Origin of the sequence: Herbaspirillum sp. AP02 (assembly GCF_015767275.1) — a bacterium.
Classification (GTDB): domain Bacteria; phylum Pseudomonadota; class Gammaproteobacteria; order Burkholderiales; family Burkholderiaceae_D; genus Herbaspirillum.
In genome coordinates, this window is the sequence record NZ_JADWMY010000004.1 from 170,624 (window position 1) to 189,868 (window position 19,245).

Sequence of the window (19,245 nt, forward strand, 5' to 3'; positions counted from 1 at the left end):
GGTTGGCAAAACACCTAGATTACACGACCACCGTCGACCGGGACTTCCATCCCGGTCAGGAAATGCGATGCGTCAGTCGCCAGGAACACCGCCACATTGGCCACATCGGTGGCCTCGCACATACGCCCCAGCGGAATGGTGGCGATGAAACGCGCACGGTTCTCGGGAGTGTCGGGTACGCCCATGAATTGCTCCAGCAAGCCGGTAGCACCCATGACCGGGCAGATCGCGTTGACGCGAATGCGATCCGGCGCCAGCTCCACCGCCATCGACTTGGAGAGCATGTTGACCGCACCCTTGGAGCTGTTGTACCAGGTCAGCCCCGGACGCGGACGGATGCCCGCCACCGAGCCGACATTGAGGATCACGCCGCCACGCCCCGGTTCGGCCTGGTTGCGCTCGCGCAGCAGCGGCACCACGGCATGAGTCATGTGGAAGATGGATTTGACGTTGATCGCGAAGACCCGGTCGAAGGTCTTCTCATCCACCTGCAACATGGGCTGGTTGCGGTGAGTGGCACCGGCATTGTTGACCACGATGTCGGGAACGCCGAAAGCCTCGACGCACTGGCGCACGGCGGCCTGCACGGCCTCGGCACTGGTGACATCGCAGACCGCCGCGGCAGCCTTGGGACCGAGTTCACGCGCCAGCGCCTGCGCGCCTTCGCCGTTGATGTCGGCGATCAGGACACTGGCGCCTTCGCGCACATAGGCACGGGCGATTTCCGCGCCGAACCCTCCGGCCGCGCCGGTGACGATGGCGACCTTGCCTGCAAGTTGCGACATGACTGCTCCTTAAAAGTAACGGGGTAACTAGCGGTAATTATTGGTAATGGTGGACGATGGTCTTGGTGGTGCTCATCTCTTCCAGCGCCAGCAAGCCCTTCTCGCGGCCGTGGCCGCTCTTCTTGACGCCGCCGAAGGGCAGCTCCACCCCGCCCCCGGCACCATAGCAATTGATGAAGACCTGCCCCGACAGCACGCGCCGCGCCAGCCGCGCCTGGCGACCGCCGTTCTCGGTCCAGATGCCGGCGGCCAGGCCATACTCGGTGGCGTTGGCCAGGGCGATGGCATCTTCCTCATCCTTGAAGGACATGGCAGAGAGCACCGGTCCGAACACCTCGCGGCAAGCCAGCTTGTGATCGCGTGGCACCTGCCCGAACAGGGTCGGCCTCACGAAGTAACCTTCTCCCGGCACCCCGCTACCCAGCTTGCCCTGCGCCAGCACCGGCACCCCTGACGCCACGGCCTCGTCGATGAAGGCCTGCACCCGCTCGCGCTGCTTGCGGTTGACGATGGGGCCGCAATCCAGGTCCATCTCGGGCGTCCCCACCTGCACCTGCTGGAAGTGCTCGGCCACGCGCGCCATGAAGCGCTCGTAGATGCCTTCCTGCACCAGCAGGCGGCTGCCGGCCGAGCAGGTCTGGCCGGCATTCTGGGTGATGGCCTTGACGATGATGGGCACGGCCCTGTCCACGTCCACATCGTCGAACACGATCTGCGGCGACTTCCCCCCCAGCTCCAGCACGCAGGGGATATGGTTGCGGGCGGTCGCCTCCTGCACCATCACGCCGACCTCGGGCGAGCCGGTGAAGGTGGCGAAGTCGATGCCCGGATGCGCGGTCAGCGCCGCCCCCGCTTCATGGCCATAGCCGGTGACGATATTGAGTGCGCCCGCCGGGAAGCCCGCCTCCAGCGCCAGTTCGCCCAGCTTGATGCCGGACAGGCAGGCATCTTCCGAGGGCTTGAGTACGGTGGCATTGCCCATGGCCAGCGCCGGCGCCAGCGAACGGCCGAACATCTGGGCCGGGTAGTTCCAGGGGATGATGTGGGCCGTCACCCCGTGCGGCACACGCACCAGGCTCACGTTGTAGCCCTCCAGGTAGGGAATGGTCTGGCCATGGATCTTGTCGGCCGCGCTGCCATAGAACTCGAAGTAGCGCGCCACCACCTTGACGTCGTTGCGCGCCACCGTGATGGGCTTGCCGGTATCGCGTGCTTCCAGTTGCGCGATCTCCTCGGCATTGGCCAGGATCAGCTCACCCAGGCACATGAGCAGGCGGCCGCGCTCGGTGGCGGTCAGCCGGCCCCAGTCGCCGGACAGTGCGCGCCGCGCAGCGGCCACGGCCAGGTCGATATCGGCCTGGCCGCCGCGCGAGATCTGCGTGAATACCTCGGCATGGCTGGGATCGATGACATCGATCGCCTGCCCGTCCTGGGCCGCCTGCCAGCGGCCATCGATCAACAGGGTCTTGGGAGAATGCATGGTGTCTTCCTTTGAAGGGTCCGGTCTGGGGAGAAATGAATGCGTCAATGCGTGGCGGCGTGTTCGCCAGTGGCGGTGAGTTCGCCACGTTCCAGCGTCAGGGTGTCGTCCGGCAGGTCGCGCAGGAGGCTGCGATTGGATTCGGTCACCACCACGCAGACCTCGCTGTCGATCTCGCGCAGGCGGCGCAGCGATTCGCCATACTGCGTGGCCAGTACCGGCGCCAGTCCCTGAAAGGGTTCATCGAGCAGCACCAGCCGGGTGCCTGCCATCAGGGCCCGGCCCAGCGCGGCGATCTTGCCCTGCCCGCCCGAGAGCGCCGCGCCCGAGCGCGGCAACATCTCCTTCAACTGCGGTACGACTTCCACCGCCTTCTGCAGGCGGCGGTCGATCTCGCTGCGCGGCAGGCCCAGCACGTCGCAGGGCAGGCGCAGGTTTTCCTCCACCGTGAAGGTCGGGAACATGACCCGGTCCTCCGGTGCATAGCCGATGCCCAGCGCGGCGCGGCCGTGGGCCGGCAGCGTGCCCAGGTCGCGGCCATCGAAGCTGATGCTGCCCTCCTGCAACGGCAGCAGGCCCATGACGGCGCGCAGCAGCGTGGTCTTGCCGGCACCATTGCGGCCTACCACCGCCAGCAGGGCGCCGGCCGGGAATTCGGTCTCGATGTGACGCAGTACCGTGATGCCGGCGATGCGCGCACTGATGCGATTGATCTTCAGCATCTCATTCCCCTATCACGTTGCGGCGGATGTCCGGATTACCCAGCACCTCCTGCGGCTTGCCGTCGGCCGCGATGCGCCCGGAGATCCAGGCCGCCACGCGGGTGGCGTAGCGGGTCACGATATCGACGTCGTGCTCCACGAAGATGGAGGTGATCTTTTGCTCGTCGAGCACACGCATGATGATGGCCATGAGGCCATGCTTCTCTTCGGTGGAGACGCCGCTGGTGGGCTCATCCATGATCAGCAGCTTGGGCTGCAGCACCAGGGCCATGGCGATGTCGAGCAACTTGCGCTGGCCTTCGGGCAGCAGCGAGCAAGGGTCGTCGGCGCGCTGGCGCAGGCCGACCAGTTCCAGGATGCGGTCGATCTCGCTCTCCGGCAGTACCCGCGCCAGCGGCGTCCACAGACGCAGCACGCCGTTGCGCCCAGCGGCGGCCAGGCGGATGCAGTCTCGCACCGAATGCTCCAGGAACAGCTGCGGCAACTGGAACGAACGCCCGATGCCGCGCTGGACGATGGCGCGCGGCGTCATACGGGTGATGTCACCGCCATCGAAATGCACGCTGCCGCCGGTGGGCCGGATGAAACCGGTGCAGATATTGATGAAGGTGGTCTTGCCGGCACCGTTCTGGCCAATCACGGCCAGGCGCTCACCGGCCTGTAATTCGAAGTCGATGCTATCGGCTACCACCACCCCGCCGAAAGCCAGTTGCAGGCCCCGGGTCTGTAACAATGCACTCATGAACGCAACTCCTTGACGACGGCGCTGGCCTGCTCGCCCTTGTCCGCATGCTGACGACGCGGGCGGGCCTTGGGAAACAGCAGGCCAGACAAGCCGCTGGGAATGAAGAACACCAGCCCGATCAGCACGAAGCCCAAGACCATCTGCCAGGCGCCGGTAAAGAGCGCGGCCGAGTAGAGCTTGACGAACTCGAACACCACCGCCCCCAGGAAGGCGCCGACCGGATGGCCCACGCCGCCCAGGATGGCAATGAAGACGATCTCGCCCGAACGCACCCAGTAGCCCATCTCGGGCGTGACCAGGCCCTGCATCAGCGCGAACATGGCACCGGACAGACCGCACAGCGCGGCCGAGAACACGTAGCCGATCCACAGTGCGTGGTTGGACGAGAGCCCGATGTATTCCAGGCGCGTCTCGTTGGTCTTCACTGCCGCCAGCGCCTGGCCGGCGATGGAGCGCTGGTAGCGCTGCACCAGCGCCGCCACCAGGACCGACAACAGCACCGCCACCACCAGCAGCGCGGTCTCGAAACCGTCGCGGTCGAGCTGCATGCCGAAGAAGGTCGAGCGCGCCAGGCGGATGCCGTCGGTGCCGCCGGTCCAGCTATAGAACTTGCCGAGGATGGAGAACAACACCATCGACAGCGCCAGGTTGAGCATGCCGAAGAAGATGGCCCGGTAGCGCACCACGAACAGGCCGATCACCATGCCCATGAGCGCGCCGCACAGCGCCCCCGCCAGCAGCAGCACGGCACTGTCCAGCTGCGGCACGGCGCGCGCCAGGAAGGCCGCCACATAACCGGCGGCACAGGAAAACATCGCATGACCGAACGACAACTGGCCGGCGCGGATCAGGATCGAGACCCCCAGGGCCGCCACGCCGAAGCTGGCGGCGATCACCACCGGCGTCTTCAGCCAGGGGAAGGCCAGCGGGGCCAGCAGTGCCAGCAAGGCCAGCACCAGGCCGGCAAGATTGGCTCGCGTCATCACACCCTCCTCGCTTGTGCCACGGAAAACAGTCCCTGCGGACGCAACAGCAGCACCAGCACCATGATCAGGTAGGGCACCAGCACCTCCAGCTCGGGTTGCAGGTAGATCGCGAAGGAGCGCGCCAGGCCGATCAGCAGCGCCGTCACCAGCGTGCCCTCGATCTGGCCCAGCCCGGCAGTGGCCACCACGGCAAAGGACAGCACGATCATCTCGGCGCCGATGCCTGGCACCAGCGAAGTCGTGGGCGAGGCCAGCGCACCGCCCAGCGCGCCCAGCATGGAACCGGCCACGAAGGTCAGCAGGCAGATGCGCTTGGCGTCGATCCCCATGGCGGTCGCCACTTCGCGGTGGTGCGCCACCGCCACGATCTGGCGACCGGTACGACTGGACCTGAGGAACCAGCGCAGTCCCACGAACACCACCAGCGCCACGCCCGGCAAGACCATCAACTGGTAGCGGGTATAGGTGATGCCCAGTATCTCGGCCACGCCCAGGTAGTTGACGATGTCCGAGACGAAATACGGCTGGGCGCCCCAGATCATGCGCTGCAGGTCCTCGAAGATCATGAAGGCGGCAAAGGTCACCAGCAATTGCAGGATCTGCTCCTTGTCGTAGAGCCGGCGCAGCAGCAGCACTTCCATCACGCTGCCCAGCAGTGCGCCGATGACCAGCGCCGCCAGCACCAGCCACAGGAAGGACCAGGCCGGCGAGAGCCCGCGCGAGACCGCCCACAGCCCCAGCGTGGCGGCGAAATAGCCGCCGAAGGCATACAGGCTGCCATGCGCCATGTTGAGGATGCGCATGACGCCGAACACCAGCGTCATGCCCAGCGCCACCAGGAACAGCAGCGCCGCATAGGAGATGCCGTCGAGCACCGCCAGCAGGAATAATTCCTGATTCATGATCTTCTTTCCCGAAACGTTGGCGTGCTTACTTCAGCGCGGGATAAGTCTTGATGCGTGCATCCTTGAGGATCTCGGGCTTGATCGTCTTCACCCAGTCCACCGACTTCTGGCCCATCGGGGCGATCGCCATCTCGGCCGGGTAGATCTCGATCTTGTCCAGGATCGGGAAGGGATAAGCCGCTACCTTCCTGGTGGTCCCCAGCAACTGGTCTTCCAGGCCCTGGCCATCGTCGCGGATGGTGACCTGGTCGGTCAGGCCGCGGAACTTCAGGCCATGCATGGCCTCGGCCAGTTGCTCGGTGCTCGGCCACTGGCCTTTGTTGGCCTTGATGGCCTTGTCATAGCCGGCGACCAGTCCATCCAGAGCCTGGATCATGTGGTACACCGAATAGATCGGATAGGCGCCGGTCTTGGCCTTGAACTTCTCGACAAAGCCCTTGAGCTTGGGATCGTCCTTCAACTCCGGATGCAGGAAGTAATGGTCGCCACGCGCGCCGATGATCACGCCATCGGGCAAGGTCGTCCCCAGTCGCTCCAGCGAGCTTTCCGCCAGCGGCAGGATGAACTGGGAATTCTTGATCAGACCGCGCTGGGCCGACTGGCGCACGAAGGTGTCGAGGTCGCCGCCCCAGGAGGTGGACAGGATCACGTCCGGCCGCAAGGCCTGCAGACGGCTGATCTCGGTCGAGAAATCGGAAGCGCCGAACTTGGGGAAGAGCTCCGCCACCACCTTGACGTCGGGTTTCAGCACCTTCAAGGTCTGGGAGAACAGTTCCCAGGAGTCACGTCCCCAGGCATAGTCCTGGTTCACCACGGCGATGGTCTTGAAGTTGGGTTTCTGGCGCAGCAGGTAGAGCACGCTGGCCACCATTTCGGTGGTGGCATTGGCCTGGGTACGCACCACGTACTTGTAGCGGCGCTCCTCCAGCACCTTCTCGGTACCGCAATCCCAGAGGATGTTGAGCACCTTCAGGTCTTCGGCCACCGGCGCCAGCGTGTTGCAGCTACCGCTGGAGATCGAGCCCAGCATCACGCGCACGTTCTGCTCCTGCACCACGCGGCGATACTCGGAGAGCAGCTTGTCACCGCCCACCCCCTCATCGATGAAGGTCGGCACTACCTTCACGCCATTGATGCCGCCTTTGGCATTGAGGTCGTCGAGATACAGCTCGGCCGCCTGCTTGGCCGGCACGCCGAATACCGAGGCCGGGCCGGAGATGAAGGTGGTGATGCCGATCTTCAGTTCGGCCGGTTTCGACTGAGCCTGTACTGCCCCCGCCAATGCCAGCGCGGACACTGCTGCCAGCATGGTGCTGATGATTTTCTTCTTGAACATATCTCCTCCTGTTGATGGGACCTCGGCGCCATGGCCTGTCCATGGCGGTCTCTACGATGCGATCTTCTTGTGTGCTCTTGTGTGCTCTTGTTTGCTCTTGCCAGCTAACGCGTGCGCCGCTTCAATCCACCAGCCTGCCGGCCTGGTGCAGGAACTTCTCCGCCTGCAAAATCACCGGCTTGTCGATCATCTTGCCCTTGAGCGAAATGGCACCGCCGTCGCTGTGGCGGACCGCTTCCATGACTTCCTCGGCCCAGGCCAGCTCGGCCTCGCTGGGCATGAATCCCTGCCTGACCGTGGCCACCTGCCGCGGGTGAATGCACAGCTTGGCGCCGAAGCCCAGGCGCCGCGCCCGCTGCACCATGCGCGCCAGGAAGGTATCGTCATCGAAGGCGGTGGTCACGCCATCGATGGGCGGCGCGATCCCACCCAGGCGCGAGGCCAGCACCATCTCCACGCGGAAATGCGCCAGCTCTTCCTCTTCCGGGCCGCATTGCATGCCCAGATCCACCTGCGCATCGATGGAGCCAAAGGCCAGTCGCTGTACCCCTGGCACGGCAGCAATGGCGCGCATGGCGGCCAGCCCGGCAGCACTCTCGATCAGGGCGATCAGGCCACGTCCCGTGCCCAGGCCACGCGCAATGACCGACAGAGCCTTGGGTTCCTCGGCCTTGGGCAACACGATGCCGGCCAGCGGTAGCGTGGAGAAGGTACTCAGGTCCTCGGCATGCCAGACCGTATCGGCGGCGTTGACGCGCACCCACAGGCTCGGCTGCGGCCCGCTCTCACGCAGCCAGCGCGCCAGGGTGGCGCGTGCCTCTTCCTTCTGCGGCAGGGCCACCGCGTCTTCCAGATCGACGATGACCGCATCGGCGCCACTGGCCAGGGCCTTGGCATAGCGATCGGGCCGGTTGGCCGGCACGAACAGGTAGCTGCTGGCCGTGACGATCTGCGGGGCCATCACACGGCCCCCCGTTCGCGCAGCGCGGCGATGCGGCTGGCGTCATAGCCGAGGTGCGCAAGGATGGCATCGGTATGCTGACCCAACGCCGGAATAGCCTCCATGCGATAGTCGTAGCTGTCGTTGACACCTGGCGGCAGCAGCGCGGGCAGCGGCCCCGCGGGCGAGCCGATCTCGGCCCAGCGCGCCCGCGCCGCCAGTTGCGGGTGCTCCCACAGGTCTTGCATGGTATTGACGCGCGAATTGGCGATCTGGGCCTGGTCCAGCCGCGCCACGACCTGCTCGGCCGTCATGTCGGCAAACATCGCCAGGATCAGGCGGCGCAGGGCATCGCGATTTTCGTGACGGCGCGAATTGTTGGAGAAGCGCTCGTCACCGGCCAGCGCCGCATCCTGCAGCACCACCTCGCAAAACACCTTCCACTCGCGCTCGTTCTGCAGGCCCAGCATGACGGTCTTGTCATCGCCCGTGGTAAAGGGGCCATAGGGATAGATGGTGGCGTGCTCGGCGCCCGATCGCACCGGTGCCGACGCCCCCTGGTAGGCGTAGTACAGCGGGAAGCTCATCCACTCGGTCAAGGCCTCCAGCATGGACAGGTCGATGTGGCTGCCACGGCCGTCTCGGCCACGCTTGATCAGGGCCGCCAGGATATTGGAATAGGCATACATGCCGGCGGCGATATCGGCAATCGAGCAACCGGCCTTGACCACCTCCTCGCGCGTACCGGTCACCGCGAGAAACCCGGCCTCGCTCTGGATCAGCAGGTCATAGGCCTTCTTGTCGCGATAGGGCCCATCTTCGCCATAGCCGGAGATGTCGCAGACGATCAGGCGCGGATGCTTCTGCTGCAGCGCCGCCGCCGACAGGCCCAAGCCGGCAGCCGCGCCCGGCGCCAGGTTCTGCACCAGGACGTCGGCCTCCTGCAGCAGCTGGTCGATGATGCGCTTGCCCTCCTCGTCCTTGAGGTTCAGGGTCAGGCTTTCCTTGGAACGGTTGGTCCAGACGAAGTGCGAGGACAGGCCGCTGACGCGGGTGTCGTAGCCGCGTGCGAAGTCACCCACGCCTGGACGTTCGATCTTGATGACACGCGCACCCAGGTCGGCCAGTTGGCGCGTGCAGAACGGCGCGGCAATGGCGTGTTCCAGGCTGATGACGGTGATGCCCTCCAGCGGGCGATTGGCTTGCGACATGGTCAATCCTCGTGACGGTCAGTGCAGTCGATGGGCAATGTGGTCGATAACTCAGAACAGCTGGTCCAGCGTCCGCTGTTCATGCAGATGCCAGGCGCGGGCGATGATGCGGCTCACCTCCTCGTCGCTGGCCGCGCCGGAGAAGGCGATCAGCTTGGCCGCCTTGTGTTCCAGTTCGGGCCGCGACAGGGTGTTGTCGGGGTCGCCCTTGGGGACGTCCACGGCGGCCGAGAAGTGCCGGCCATCGGTGGTCTCGACTTCCACCCGCCCCAGCCAGCGTGCCGGATAGGCGCCATCGACCTCGTCATCGAGGCTCATGCGCACCTTCTGGCGGAACTGCGCCACGCGCGGGTCCTGCAGGGCCTGCTGTTCGAATTCGCCCAGCCCGGCCTGCTGGTGGACGGCGATCAGGCCCAGCACGGTGCCCATGGAAAACTTGGCCTGGTGCACCGTCTGCGGATCGACCACCGGCCCCAGCACATCGATGGCGCCCTGATGCACGCGGGTATTGACGGCGGCAATCTGGTCGTGGCGCAGGCCTTCGCGCTGCATCAGCAACTGCAGGGCATCAGCGGCCGGATGCGTATGCCGGCAAGAGGCGTGGAACTTGAAGGAGGTCTCGGCGGTGGCCCAGCGCGTACCCAGGCCATCGGTCAGCCGGCTGACATCAGCGTCGGACGACATGCCGGCGGCCATGCCCTGCGCGCCCTCCAGGATGCGTTGCGCGCCGGTGAAACCATCGCGCGTCAGGTAGGCGGCCAGCAAGCCATCGGCGGCGGCCTTGCCGGTGTGCAGCTGCTTGGAATCGGCGGCGTCGCGCAGGAACTCCCACAAACCCGCCGCCTGCGTACCCGCCGTCCCCAGCGCATGCAGGAACAGCGATACATCGAAGCCCATCAGCTTGCCCACCGCCACGGCCGCGGCCAGCGTACCGACCGTACCGGTGGTGTGGAAGACACGGTAGTGCGAGCGCCCCATGAATTCGCCGATGCGGATGCCCGCCTCGTAACCGGCGACGGCCGCCACCAGCAGGTCCGCGCCTGACTTGCCCAGGTCCTGGGCCGCCGCCAGCGCCGCCGGGAAGACCACCGCCGCCGGATGGAACACCGAACCGTTATGGACGTCGTCCTGCTCCACCAGGTGTGAAGAGGCGCCATTGACCAGCGCCGCAAAGTAAGGCGAGGTACCGCGCCGGCTGGTGAGGATGGTGGCGGGTCCCTGCTGCGGCCCCATGGTGGCGGCATAGCGTTCGATGATCCCGATCTGGCGCGCGCCCTTGCCGGCCAGCGCCGAGGCAAACCAGTCCAGGAACAGGTCTTCGGTACGGGCGATCACCGCCGGCGGGATGTCCTGGTAGCGCAGGCCCGCCAGGAAGGCGGCCAGGGTGCGCGAAGGATGGTCGGCCGCGTTGACGTTTTCTGCACCACCGGATGAGGTTTTGCTGGCTGCCTGCATGATGGACCTCAGAAGGAACGTGGCAGGCCGAGGATGTGCTCGGCCACGTAGGAGAAGATCAGGTTGGTCGAGATCGGCGCCACCTGGTACAGGCGCGTCTCGCGGAACTTGCGCTCGACGTCGTATTCGCAGGCGAAGCCAAAGCCGCCGTGGGTCTGCAGGCAGACATTGGCCGCCTCCCACGAGGCCTTGGCCGCCAGGTACTTGGCCATGTTGGCCTGGGCACCGCAGGCCTGGCGCGCATCGAACAGCTCACAGGCCTTGTAGCGCATCAGGTTGGCGGCCTCGATCTCGATGTAGGCGTCGGCAATGGGGAACTGCACGCCCTGGTTCTTGCCGATCGGACGGTCGAACACCACGCGCTCATTGGCGTATTGCGTGGCCTTGTCGATGAACCAGTAGCCGTCGCCGATGCATTCTGCCGCGATCAGGGTGCGCTCGGCATTGAGGCCGTCGAGGATGTACTTGAAGCCCATCCCTTCCTCGCCGATCAGGTTCTCGGCCGGGATGTCCAGGTTGTCGAAGAAGAGCTCATTGGTCTCGTGGTTGACCATATTGAGGATGGGCCGTACTTCCATGCCATGGCCGATGGCCTCCTTGAGATCGACGATGAAGATGGACATGCCCTCGGACTTCTTCTTCACCTGGTCCAGCGGCGTGGTACGCGCCAGCAGGATCATCAGGTCCGAATGCTGGATGCGCGAGATCCACACCTTCTGCCCGTTGACCACGTAGCGGTCGCCCTTCTTCACCGCCACCGTCTTGATGCGCGTGGTATCGGTGCCGGTGGTGGGCTCGGTCACGCCCATGGACTGCAGGCGCAATTCGCCGGTGGCGATCCTGGGCAGGTAGAGCTGCTTCTGCGCCTCGGAGCCATGCCGCAAGAGCGTGCCCATGTTGTACATCTGCCCGTGGCAGGCGCCAGAATTACCGCCGGTGCGGTTGATCTCTTCCATGATGACCGAGGCTTCGGTCAGGCCAAGGCCGGAACCGCCATACTCCTGCGGGATCAGCGCGGCCATCCAGCCGGCGCGGGTCAGGGCATCGACAAACTGCTCGGGATAGCCGCGGGCCTCATCGACCTTGCGCCAGTATTCCGGCGGGAAGGTATTGCACAGATCGCGCACGGCATCGCGCAGATCGCCATAAGCGTCATTGGGCGCCTGATAGGACATGGATGGGTCTCCGAAAAAAGTATCTGTCGTCAGGCCAGGATGGCCTCGGCCTGCATGGCCAGTTCACCGCGTTCGTTCTGCGCCCAGAGTTCGGCGCTGCGACCATCGGCGGCCAGCCTGCCGCAGAGCGTGAAGGGCTCAATATCGAACAGGCTGCCGACGGCACGGAAATTGAATTCGCGCAGCACCGCCTGCGGCATCTCGCGTGCAAGCAGGTCGGCCAGCAGCGTGGCGATCAACGGCCCGTGCACGATCAGGCCTGGATAGCCCTCCACACCGGTGACGTAACTGCGGTCGTAGTGGATGCGATGACCGTTGAAGGTCAGCGCCGAATAGCGGAACAGCAGTACCGGATCGGGCAGCACCCGGCGACGCCATTGCGCCCCCTCCGGCGCGCTCTTGGGTACCACGGCCACCGCGCCCGGCTGGGGCAGGTCACGATAGACGATGTCGTGTTCCTCGCTCAGGCAGAGCTGGCCTTCATGGCTGATCTCGTGGCGCACGGTCACGAAGGCCAGCGCGCCGGTGCGCCCCTGCTTGACGTCGATGCTGGCAATGCGCGAGCGCTTCTGCGCTGTCGCGCCGATGGGCAGCGGTGCGACAAACTGCAAGCGCCCGCCGGCCCACATGCGGCGCGGCAAAGGCACCGGCGGCAGGAAGCCACCGCGCTGCGGATGACCATCGGCACCCACTTCGGACTGACGGCAGATGCTCCAGAAATAGATCCAGTGCCATAGCGGCGGCAAGGCATCGCCGGTACGCGGCTGGCGCGGACCATCAAGGGTCGCCGCCAGGGCCGCTGCACTCACCGGATTGATGAGGTCGTGATGGGTTTCGGTCTTGTCCAGCCACTGCCGTAACAGGGTGAGGTCGAGATCAGGGTGGGCCATGTCTCCTCGCTTGTTCTTTGTTTATTGGCCGCAAGTCTGTCGTGCCAGGAAGACAAGAACAATCTCTCATTTTGGAAGGGGGGCTTTCGCAAAACTGAAGTCAGCTTGCGCGCTGGCATGAGACCGGACATGTGGCGGCGCAGCACGCAAAGCCCTCCAGCGTCACAGAAAATCGGCGTAACATGAAGGCCGCTCACGCTCCCACGCGCACATGCAGACAAGGCCGCCGGACATTACGCCGCAGCATGCGCCCTCCCCTCAACGACCGCCGGAATCCGCCATGCTCTTCGATCTGACCGACCTGCGCCTGTTCATCCTCATCGCCGAACTCAATAGCTTGACGCGCAGCGCCGAGCGCATGAACCTCTCGCTGGCCGCCACCAGCAACCGCATCAAGGAACTGGAGGCGCGCTTTGGCACCCGGCTGCTGTATCGCGAGAGCAAGGGCGTGCAACTCACGCCCGCAGGGCATACGCTGCTGCATCATGCGCAACTGTTCATGCAGCAGGTTGAGCACCTCAAGAGCGACATGCAGCAGTACAACAACGGCATCAAGGGTTACATCCGCATCTTCGCCAACACCACCGCCGTGACCGAGTTCATGCCGGAGATCCTGGGCAAGTTCCTGGCCATCCATCCGCAGGTCAACGTAGCGCTGGAAGAACGGCTGAACCACGACATCCTGCGTGGCATCCAGGAAGGCACGGCCGACATCGGCATCGTCGCCGGTCCCGTGCAGGGCGAGGGATTGCAGATACTCAATTTCTCCACCGACCGCCTGGTCCTGGCCACCGCGCTGGAACACCCGCTGGCCGGCGCCGGTAGCATTCCCTTCATCGACACGCTGGAGTACGAACACATCGGTCTGCACGAAGGCAGCACCCTGCACCACTTCCTCAACAAGATCGTCTCCGAACATGGCCAGCGATTGAAGCTGCGCATCCAGGTACGCAGCTTCGAAGCCATGTGCCGCATGATAGAAACCAATGTCGGCATCGGCATCGTCCCGCGCTCGGCGGCACAACGGCATCAGCAGACCATGCAATTGGCGGTGGTGGAATTGAGCGACCCGTGGAGCGTGCGCGAGCGCAGCATGGTGTTCCAGAACATCGACACGCTCTCACCGCATGCGCGCAATCTGGTCGACTTCATCCGCGAGCAGATGAGCCAGGGCGTGGACGACGACAAGGTCGCCCTCCTGAATACCGAAAAGACCGAAAGTACCGAAAAAAAATCCGCCGCGCGCCAGAAGAAGACAGCCTGACAGCAAGCCCGCAGACGCCGCCGCCCGACCCGATCAGCCGGCGATCATCATCCACAATGACAGCAGCAGCAAGGCGCCGCAGAACAGGATGCGCAGGCGCCGCTCCGGCAGATGGTGCGCCAGCGCCACGCCCCAGGAAATACTGAGCACACCGCCCAGCGCCATGGGGATGCCCACCGTCCAGTCCACATGACCGGCATGCGCATAGGTCCACAGCGCCACCAGGGTCCCTGGCGTGACCATGGCCAGCCCCAGCCCCTGCGCGGCAGTCTGGGTGGCCCCGAAGAAGGCCGTCAGCAGCGGCACCGCCACGATTGCCCCACCCACGCTGAAGAAGCCTGCCGACGCCCCCGCCGACAACCCCACCAGCGGAATATAGCGACGCCCCAGCCGCAGCGAAGTCTGCATCTCGCGCTTGCCGCGCAACAACGTCCACAGGTAATACAGCGCCAGCAGCCCCATAAAAAGCGCAAAGCAGAAATGCAGCTTGCGCGCATCCATCACCGTGGCCAGCCGTGCCGAGAAATACGTCGCCACCACCGCCGGCCCGCACATCATCGCCGCCGCACTCCACTCGATCCGGTTGCGCTGCTTGTAGCGCCAGAAGGCGATGACCACATTGGGCACGATCATCACCAACGCCGTCCCCTGCGCCAGCTGCTGGTCCATCCCGTACAGATAACCCAGCACCGGAATGGCGATGAGCCCGCCACCGATCCCGAACAGACCGCCCATGGCACCCAGCACACCGCCGAGCAGAAAGTTGACTACGCACGAGAAAAACAAGGAAGCCGTCATCGGTGTAAAGTGATGCCTCTGCCGCCGGGCTGCAATCAGTAGCGAAAGCAGCGGCAGCATCGAAAGATAAAAAAGGAGACTGACATGAGCGGCGTCATCGTGTTTGCGCTGGAGATGGGCGTAGTCGCCATCATTGCGCTGGCCATCTACATGGTGATGAAGAAATAGCGCCGCTGATCAGGTCCGACAGTGTAGCGCAGCCCACCCCTGCTGTCCCGGCGGGCCTGCGCCCTACCATGCCAACCCCTCAGCAAAGGAAGAAACGATGGATTTGAAACTCAAGGGTAAGACCGCGCTGGTATGCGCATCCAGCAAAGGCCTGGGCCGCGCCTGCGCGCTGTCGCTGGCGCGTGAAGGCGTACACGTGACCATGCTGGCACGTGGAAGCGAAGCGCTGGAAGCCGCCGCCGCCGAGATCCGTGCCGAAGTCGCCGCCACCGGCGCCACCATCACCACCGTGGCCTGCGACATCACCACCCCCGAAGGCCGCGCCCTGGCCCTGGCCGCCTGCCCGGCACCGGACATCCTGGTCACCAACGCCGGCGGCCCCAAGCCCGGCGACTTCCGCGACTGGACCCGGGACGACTGGATCGCCGCCGTGGACGCCAACATGCTCACCCCCATCGAGCTCATCAAGGCTACTGTCGACGGCATGATCGCCCGCCGCTTCGGCCGCATCGTCAACATCACCTCCAGCGCAGTACGCGCACCGATCGACATCCTGGGCCTCTCCAACGGCGCCCGCTCCGGCCTGACCGGCTTTGTCGCCGGCCTGTCCCGCAAGACCGTGGCCCACAACGTCACGATCAACAACCTCCTGCCCGGCCCCTTCGAAACCGACCGGCTGCGCTCCACCGCCACCGGCGCCGCACAAGAGAGCGGCCGCACCGTGGACGAAGTCCTGGCCGAACGCCGCAAGCTCAACCCGTCGGGGCGCTTTGGTGACCCCGCCGAGTTCGGCGACGCCTGCGCCTACCTCTGCAGCGCACAGGCCGGCTTTATCACCGGCCAGAACCTGTTGATGGATGGCGGGGCTTATCCCGGAACGTTCTGATTGAGCTTGCGGCTGCCTGTGGGCTGGCGGGCTGGTAGCCGCAACAGCGCATGATGAGCGCGGCACCTGCTTGCATCGCGGAAAGAGATGGATGCAAAGAAATTGATGTGATGTATAATGCGGCCCTCGTGCGACAGGCAACGCCCTGTCGCATCGCAAGGAGGTTTGGGTGAGTGGTTTAAACCAGCAGTCTTGAAAACTGCCGACGGGGTGACCCGTCCGTGAGTTCGAATCTCACAGCCTCCGCCAGAACATCATATAGAACGGGCCTTTGCGGCCCGTTTCTTTTTCTACGTCCAAAATTTACCCGCAAATTGTTTTGAGTTTAATTTACTCAAAATGACAACAATTCTTTTAGAATTGGTCACGTATCCGACATGTTAAGTCGACAAACGCAAAAATAAAAACGGGGGAAAAATGGTCGTTACGCTGAAACAATTAGCGGTTGCTTACCGTAAAGCAAAGGTAGATCTTTATTACTCATCACATGCTTCGATAGAAGCAATAGCTGCCTACGAGGATGACCTTTCACGCAATTTGAACGCTCTATTAAAAAAAATTAATAGTGGCGATGATGCATGGATAAAAAAAGAGAGCTTCCTAGGCGACTGGACACTCGCAACTAAGGCAATCTCTTGGCCCGAACGAAAAAAAGTCCGCGACGATTTTGGAACCGGGCTGATATTTTCAGATCCTCGAGAGGAGTGGGAATATTCAAAATCATTGCTTGAAAAAAAAGCAAATTCCCCTACCAACCCAAAAGCAGAGTTTCGAGTGATGGCCCAATGCAGCCTTGACTTCCATGTCTTATCTGCTCTGTGGATTATAAAAGTTGGTCAATTTCTCGACGCCAAGTTGACTAAATGTGCCTATGGAAATCGGCTTCGAAGAACTCGCGATAACAAAAAATTAAACACGCGTGCGATGGGGTCGTTTACGCCTTATTTGAAGCCGTTTCGGGACTGGCGAGATAACGGCATCGGTACTATGCATAGAGCGTTAGAGGACAATAAAAAAATTGTGGCCCTTACAGCCGATGTCAGTTCTTTCTATCACGAACTAAACCCTGGGTTTCTTTTAAAAAAATCTTTTCTAAAGGGAGTACTAGGGATTGAACTTTCCCCTGACCAGGAAAAACTGCATGGCCTGTTTATTGGCGCCCTAGAGACTTGGGCAAAAAGAACGCCTCTAAAAAAGGGGCTACCCGTCGGATTACCTGCGTCGGCCGTCGTCGCAAACGTGGCCTTGATTGAGCTAGATCGCCTGATGGAACAGCAAATCGCCCCTCTATATTACGGACGCTATGTTGATGACATTCTATTGGTTATGGAGAACGGCGCATCTTTTCAATCAACAGGAGATGTTTGGGAGTGGATATTTGCCAGATCGAATGGAAACCTCTCGTGGTTTGGCAAAAAAGATGACCGGAAAATCAAGTTTTCCCCCAAATACCTGCTCGGAAGTGGCACGAGAAAATCTAGCAATATTCATTTTTCTAATTCCAAAAACAAGGTATTTATTCTGTCAGGAGAATCTGGAAAAGACTTAATCAATGCAATCGCATGCCAAATCCAGGAAAGAGCCAGCGAATGGCGCGCCATGCCCCGCCTTCCACAGTCGGCGCAACAAGTTGGCACCGATCTGTTGGCAGCTACTCAGAGTAATGGGGAGGCTGCAGATAACTTGCGAAAAACGGACGTATTGACGATGCGTCGAGCGGGATTCGCAATAAAATTACGAGACTTTGAAGCGTACGAGCGAGATCTTGTTCCAAGTGCCTGGCGAGACCACCGCCGTGCATTTTTCCGTGCTTTTACACAGCATGTATTGGTACTGCCCCACTTTTTTGATCTGGCGATTTACTTGCCACGAGTCATTCGTCTCGCAACTGCATGCGAAGATTTCAAAGAGCTTAGGACAATTATTAATTCTGTACAAAAAATCACAAAAGAAGTTGCAGACAATTGTTCTATTGAGATTAAGGCAGCAACTCCGCCTTATAAAATCCAACGAGAAGAACTAATTACGCGTTGGAAGAAACAACTTTTTTCGTCGGTATGCGAAAGTGTCGCCGCGGCGTTCCCACCCATGTTGACACGCGCGGGAGCATCTCGCTGGAAAAAGTATATGTCGGAATACACGCCTGAGTTCGATCTTGACCTGCTTCCGGCTTGGCCTGCTTCTAAGAAGGAATTTCAAACGCGACAAGCTCGCCTCTTCTCCTTCGACTTAGCCCATATGCCGTTCCGATTTATGGGCCTACCAGCGGAGATGGTGTCTCAGCGAGGAGTTCCAAAAAGGGGAACGATAAAGAACTTCACCAACGCATCAAAACTGCTTCCGCCTGATATCTATCGTGGGAACTCAGCGATTGCGCGGACGCTTGGATTCAGCCACTTGCCGCACGGTTTAGCGTTTACTACACGGCCATTCAGCTTAGCGGAGCTGTTCATCTTGGACATTGACGTGTTTAACAGAGATGTTCAGTCTGAACTAGCAGATATCGTGAGAGCTCAAAGAGGGTTCGATCTAAATGAAAAAATGCCGGTTATGAGTAGAAATAAAATTCTTGAGATTCCCGATGGGAAATCTGAAGATAAGTACCGTGTAGCAGTTTCAAGTTGGAAGACCAGAATAGACAGCTGGGTCGCAGCCGTAAGAAAAGTAGAGGATCCAGATATTGAGAGATATGGCCGTTTAAATCATCTTCTCGATCATGTTATATCCAAGCCCCTCGGCTGCCGCTATCTGATACTCCCTGAGTTAGCACTTCCCTCCAGCTGGTTTTTCCGCATCGCCCGAAAACTCCATGGACGCGGTATTTCTCTGATCGCCGGAGTTGAGTATCTGCACGCAGGAAAACATAAAGTTCGCAATCAAGTTTGGGCAGCGCTATCGCATGACGGCCTTGGCTTTCCCTCTACGTTAATTTATAGGCAAGATAAACAACGTCCCGCTTTGCACGAGGAACTAGAACTCCAGAGACTTGCGGGAGTTAAGATGAAACCAGATAAAAAATGGGATAACCCGCCAATAATTCAGCATGGCGACTTCCGTTTTTCTCTTTTGATCTGCAGTGAACTCACAAATATCAGTTATCGGGCGGCGCTTCGAGGAAACGTCGATGCAATATTCGTTCCCGAATGGAATCAGGATACTGAAAGTTTTAATGCGTTAGTTGAATCGGCCGCGCTTGATGTCCACGCTTATGTAATTCAATGCAATGATCGTCAATATGGAGATAGTCGCATTCGTGCGCCCTACAAAAATAGTTGGGAACGGGACATCCTACGGGTGAAAGGTGGGATTGCTGATTATTGTGTAATGGGAGAAATCGACATAAAAACACTTAGGGAATTTCAAAGCGGATATCGGTCTCCACCAACTCCTTTTAAACCTGTTCCCGACGGCTTTAGGATAGCAGATGAGCGAAAAATACTTCCCACCTGAGCTTTCGCGCGCACACTTCGTCACCCTTCTTTTATGCCTCACGGGTGTA

Annotated in this window: 16 protein-coding genes and 1 tRNA gene; 4 read left to right on the top strand and 13 right to left on the bottom strand. The window is 61.7% G+C overall.

Annotated elements, in window-relative coordinates:
* Positions 1-14 precede the first annotated feature (14 nt).
* The 12 genes from I5R65_RS11020 to I5R65_RS11075 form a co-directional block, all read right to left on the bottom strand.
* Positions 15-785, bottom strand: coding sequence for an SDR family oxidoreductase (locus tag I5R65_RS11020; RefSeq protein WP_180669677.1), 771 nt, complete (start codon positions 783-785; stop codon positions 15-17).
* A 37-nt stretch (positions 786-822) separates the two neighbouring features.
* Positions 823-2,265 carry an aldehyde dehydrogenase family protein gene (locus I5R65_RS11025; protein ID WP_180669679.1) on the bottom strand — a complete coding sequence of 481 codons (1,443 nt, stop codon included), beginning with the start codon at positions 2,263-2,265 and terminating at the stop codon, positions 823-825.
* A 44-nt stretch (positions 2,266-2,309) separates the two neighbouring features.
* Positions 2,310-2,987, bottom strand: coding sequence for an ABC transporter ATP-binding protein (locus I5R65_RS11030; protein ID WP_180669681.1), 678 nt, complete (start codon positions 2,985-2,987; stop codon positions 2,310-2,312).
* A 1-nt stretch (position 2,988) separates the two neighbouring features.
* Positions 2,989-3,729, bottom strand: a complete 741-nt coding sequence (locus I5R65_RS11035; RefSeq protein WP_180669683.1) for an ABC transporter ATP-binding protein — start codon at positions 3,727-3,729, stop codon at positions 2,989-2,991.
* On the bottom strand, positions 3,726-4,715 hold the full coding sequence (locus I5R65_RS11040) for a branched-chain amino acid ABC transporter permease (RefSeq protein WP_180669685.1): 990 nt from the start codon (positions 4,713-4,715) through the stop codon (positions 3,726-3,728). Before I5R65_RS11040 ends, I5R65_RS11035 begins: the two co-directional genes overlap by 4 nt.
* Positions 4,715-5,620 (bottom strand): branched-chain amino acid ABC transporter permease, encoded by a 906-nt coding sequence (locus I5R65_RS11045; RefSeq protein WP_180669687.1) that lies wholly within the window; start codon positions 5,618-5,620, stop codon positions 4,715-4,717. Before I5R65_RS11045 ends, I5R65_RS11040 begins: the two co-directional genes overlap by 1 nt.
* A gap of 28 nt (positions 5,621-5,648) precedes the next feature.
* Positions 5,649-6,959, bottom strand: coding sequence for an ABC transporter substrate-binding protein (locus I5R65_RS11050; RefSeq protein WP_180669689.1), 1,311 nt, complete (start codon positions 6,957-6,959; stop codon positions 5,649-5,651).
* A 121-nt stretch (positions 6,960-7,080) separates the two neighbouring features.
* Positions 7,081-7,920 (bottom strand): CoA ester lyase, encoded by an 840-nt coding sequence (locus I5R65_RS11055; protein ID WP_180669691.1) that lies wholly within the window; start codon positions 7,918-7,920, stop codon positions 7,081-7,083.
* Positions 7,920-9,110 carry a CaiB/BaiF CoA-transferase family protein gene (locus I5R65_RS11060; protein WP_180669693.1) on the bottom strand — a complete coding sequence of 397 codons (1,191 nt, stop codon included), beginning with the start codon at positions 9,108-9,110 and terminating at the stop codon, positions 7,920-7,922. The genes I5R65_RS11055 and I5R65_RS11060 overlap by 1 nt, the downstream gene beginning before the upstream one ends.
* Before the next feature lie 51 nt (positions 9,111-9,161).
* Entirely contained in the window at positions 9,162-10,565 is a 1,404-nt protein-coding gene (locus I5R65_RS11065) for an MmgE/PrpD family protein (protein ID WP_180669695.1), read from the bottom strand.
* An 8-nt stretch (positions 10,566-10,573) separates the two neighbouring features.
* Positions 10,574-11,740, bottom strand: coding sequence for an acyl-CoA dehydrogenase family protein (locus I5R65_RS11070; protein WP_102662053.1), 1,167 nt, complete (start codon positions 11,738-11,740; stop codon positions 10,574-10,576).
* A 29-nt stretch (positions 11,741-11,769) separates the two neighbouring features.
* A complete protein-coding gene (locus tag I5R65_RS11075; RefSeq protein WP_180669696.1) occupies positions 11,770-12,630 on the bottom strand; it encodes a MaoC family dehydratase N-terminal domain-containing protein in 861 nt (286 codons plus the stop codon).
* A 280-nt stretch (positions 12,631-12,910) separates the two neighbouring features.
* Here I5R65_RS11075 and I5R65_RS11080 point away from each other — a divergent pair, with 280 nt between their 5' ends.
* Positions 12,911-13,894: a LysR family transcriptional regulator gene (locus tag I5R65_RS11080; RefSeq protein ID WP_180669698.1), complete on the top strand. Its 984-nt coding sequence runs from the start codon at positions 12,911-12,913 to the stop codon at positions 13,892-13,894.
* Positions 13,895-13,927: 33 nt separating this feature from the next.
* On the opposite strand, the gene I5R65_RS11085 is transcribed toward I5R65_RS11080, so the two are convergent.
* Positions 13,928-14,692: a sulfite exporter TauE/SafE family protein gene (locus I5R65_RS11085; protein ID WP_006464046.1), complete on the bottom strand. Its 765-nt coding sequence runs from the start codon at positions 14,690-14,692 to the stop codon at positions 13,928-13,930.
* Between the two features lie 265 nt (positions 14,693-14,957).
* Between I5R65_RS11085 and I5R65_RS11090 the strand changes: the two genes are divergently transcribed.
* From I5R65_RS11090 to I5R65_RS11100, 3 genes are all read left to right on the top strand, one after another.
* Complete coding sequence (locus I5R65_RS11090) at positions 14,958-15,746, top strand: SDR family oxidoreductase (RefSeq protein WP_006464048.1); 789 nt, start codon at positions 14,958-14,960, stop codon at positions 15,744-15,746.
* Positions 15,747-15,905: 159 nt separating this feature from the next.
* A tRNA-Ser gene (locus tag I5R65_RS11095) sits at positions 15,906-15,995 on the top strand.
* A gap of 168 nt (positions 15,996-16,163) precedes the next feature.
* Positions 16,164-19,196, top strand: a complete 3,033-nt coding sequence (locus tag I5R65_RS11100) for a reverse transcriptase domain-containing protein (RefSeq protein WP_180669700.1) — start codon at positions 16,164-16,166, stop codon at positions 19,194-19,196.
* Positions 19,197-19,245: the final 49 nt, after the last annotated feature.

What these genes read in the sequence shown, in the direction of transcription:
- I5R65_RS11100 (WP_180669700.1), top strand. Translation starts at nt 16,164, where the DNA reads ATGGTCGTTACGCTGAAACAATTAGCGGTTGCTTACCGTAAAGCAAAG.
- I5R65_RS11080 (WP_180669698.1), top strand. Translation starts at nt 12,911, where the DNA reads ATGCTCTTCGATCTGACCGACCTGCGCCTGTTCATCCTCATCGCCGAA.
- I5R65_RS11090 (WP_006464048.1), top strand. Translation starts at nt 14,958, where the DNA reads ATGGATTTGAAACTCAAGGGTAAGACCGCGCTGGTATGCGCATCCAGC.
- I5R65_RS11035 (WP_180669683.1), bottom strand. Translation starts at nt 3,729, where the DNA reads ATGAGTGCATTGTTACAGACCCGGGGCCTGCAACTGGCTTTCGGCGGG.
- I5R65_RS11085 (WP_006464046.1), bottom strand. Translation starts at nt 14,692, where the DNA reads ATGACGGCTTCCTTGTTTTTCTCGTGCGTAGTCAACTTTCTGCTCGGC.
- I5R65_RS11055 (WP_180669691.1), bottom strand. Translation starts at nt 7,920, where the DNA reads ATGGCCCCGCAGATCGTCACGGCCAGCAGCTACCTGTTCGTGCCGGCC.
- I5R65_RS11050 (WP_180669689.1), bottom strand. Translation starts at nt 6,959, where the DNA reads ATGTTCAAGAAGAAAATCATCAGCACCATGCTGGCAGCAGTGTCCGCG.
- I5R65_RS11060 (WP_180669693.1), bottom strand. Translation starts at nt 9,110, where the DNA reads ATGTCGCAAGCCAATCGCCCGCTGGAGGGCATCACCGTCATCAGCCTG.
- I5R65_RS11070 (WP_102662053.1), bottom strand. Translation starts at nt 11,740, where the DNA reads ATGTCCTATCAGGCGCCCAATGACGCTTATGGCGATCTGCGCGATGCC.
- I5R65_RS11065 (WP_180669695.1), bottom strand. Translation starts at nt 10,565, where the DNA reads ATGCAGGCAGCCAGCAAAACCTCATCCGGTGGTGCAGAAAACGTCAAC.
- I5R65_RS11075 (WP_180669696.1), bottom strand. Translation starts at nt 12,630, where the DNA reads ATGGCCCACCCTGATCTCGACCTCACCCTGTTACGGCAGTGGCTGGAC.
- I5R65_RS11040 (WP_180669685.1), bottom strand. Translation starts at nt 4,715, where the DNA reads ATGACGCGAGCCAATCTTGCCGGCCTGGTGCTGGCCTTGCTGGCACTG.
- I5R65_RS11020 (WP_180669677.1), bottom strand. Translation starts at nt 785, where the DNA reads ATGTCGCAACTTGCAGGCAAGGTCGCCATCGTCACCGGCGCGGCCGGA.
- I5R65_RS11030 (WP_180669681.1), bottom strand. Translation starts at nt 2,987, where the DNA reads ATGCTGAAGATCAATCGCATCAGTGCGCGCATCGCCGGCATCACGGTA.
- I5R65_RS11045 (WP_180669687.1), bottom strand. Translation starts at nt 5,620, where the DNA reads ATGAATCAGGAATTATTCCTGCTGGCGGTGCTCGACGGCATCTCCTAT.
- I5R65_RS11025 (WP_180669679.1), bottom strand. Translation starts at nt 2,265, where the DNA reads ATGCATTCTCCCAAGACCCTGTTGATCGATGGCCGCTGGCAGGCGGCC.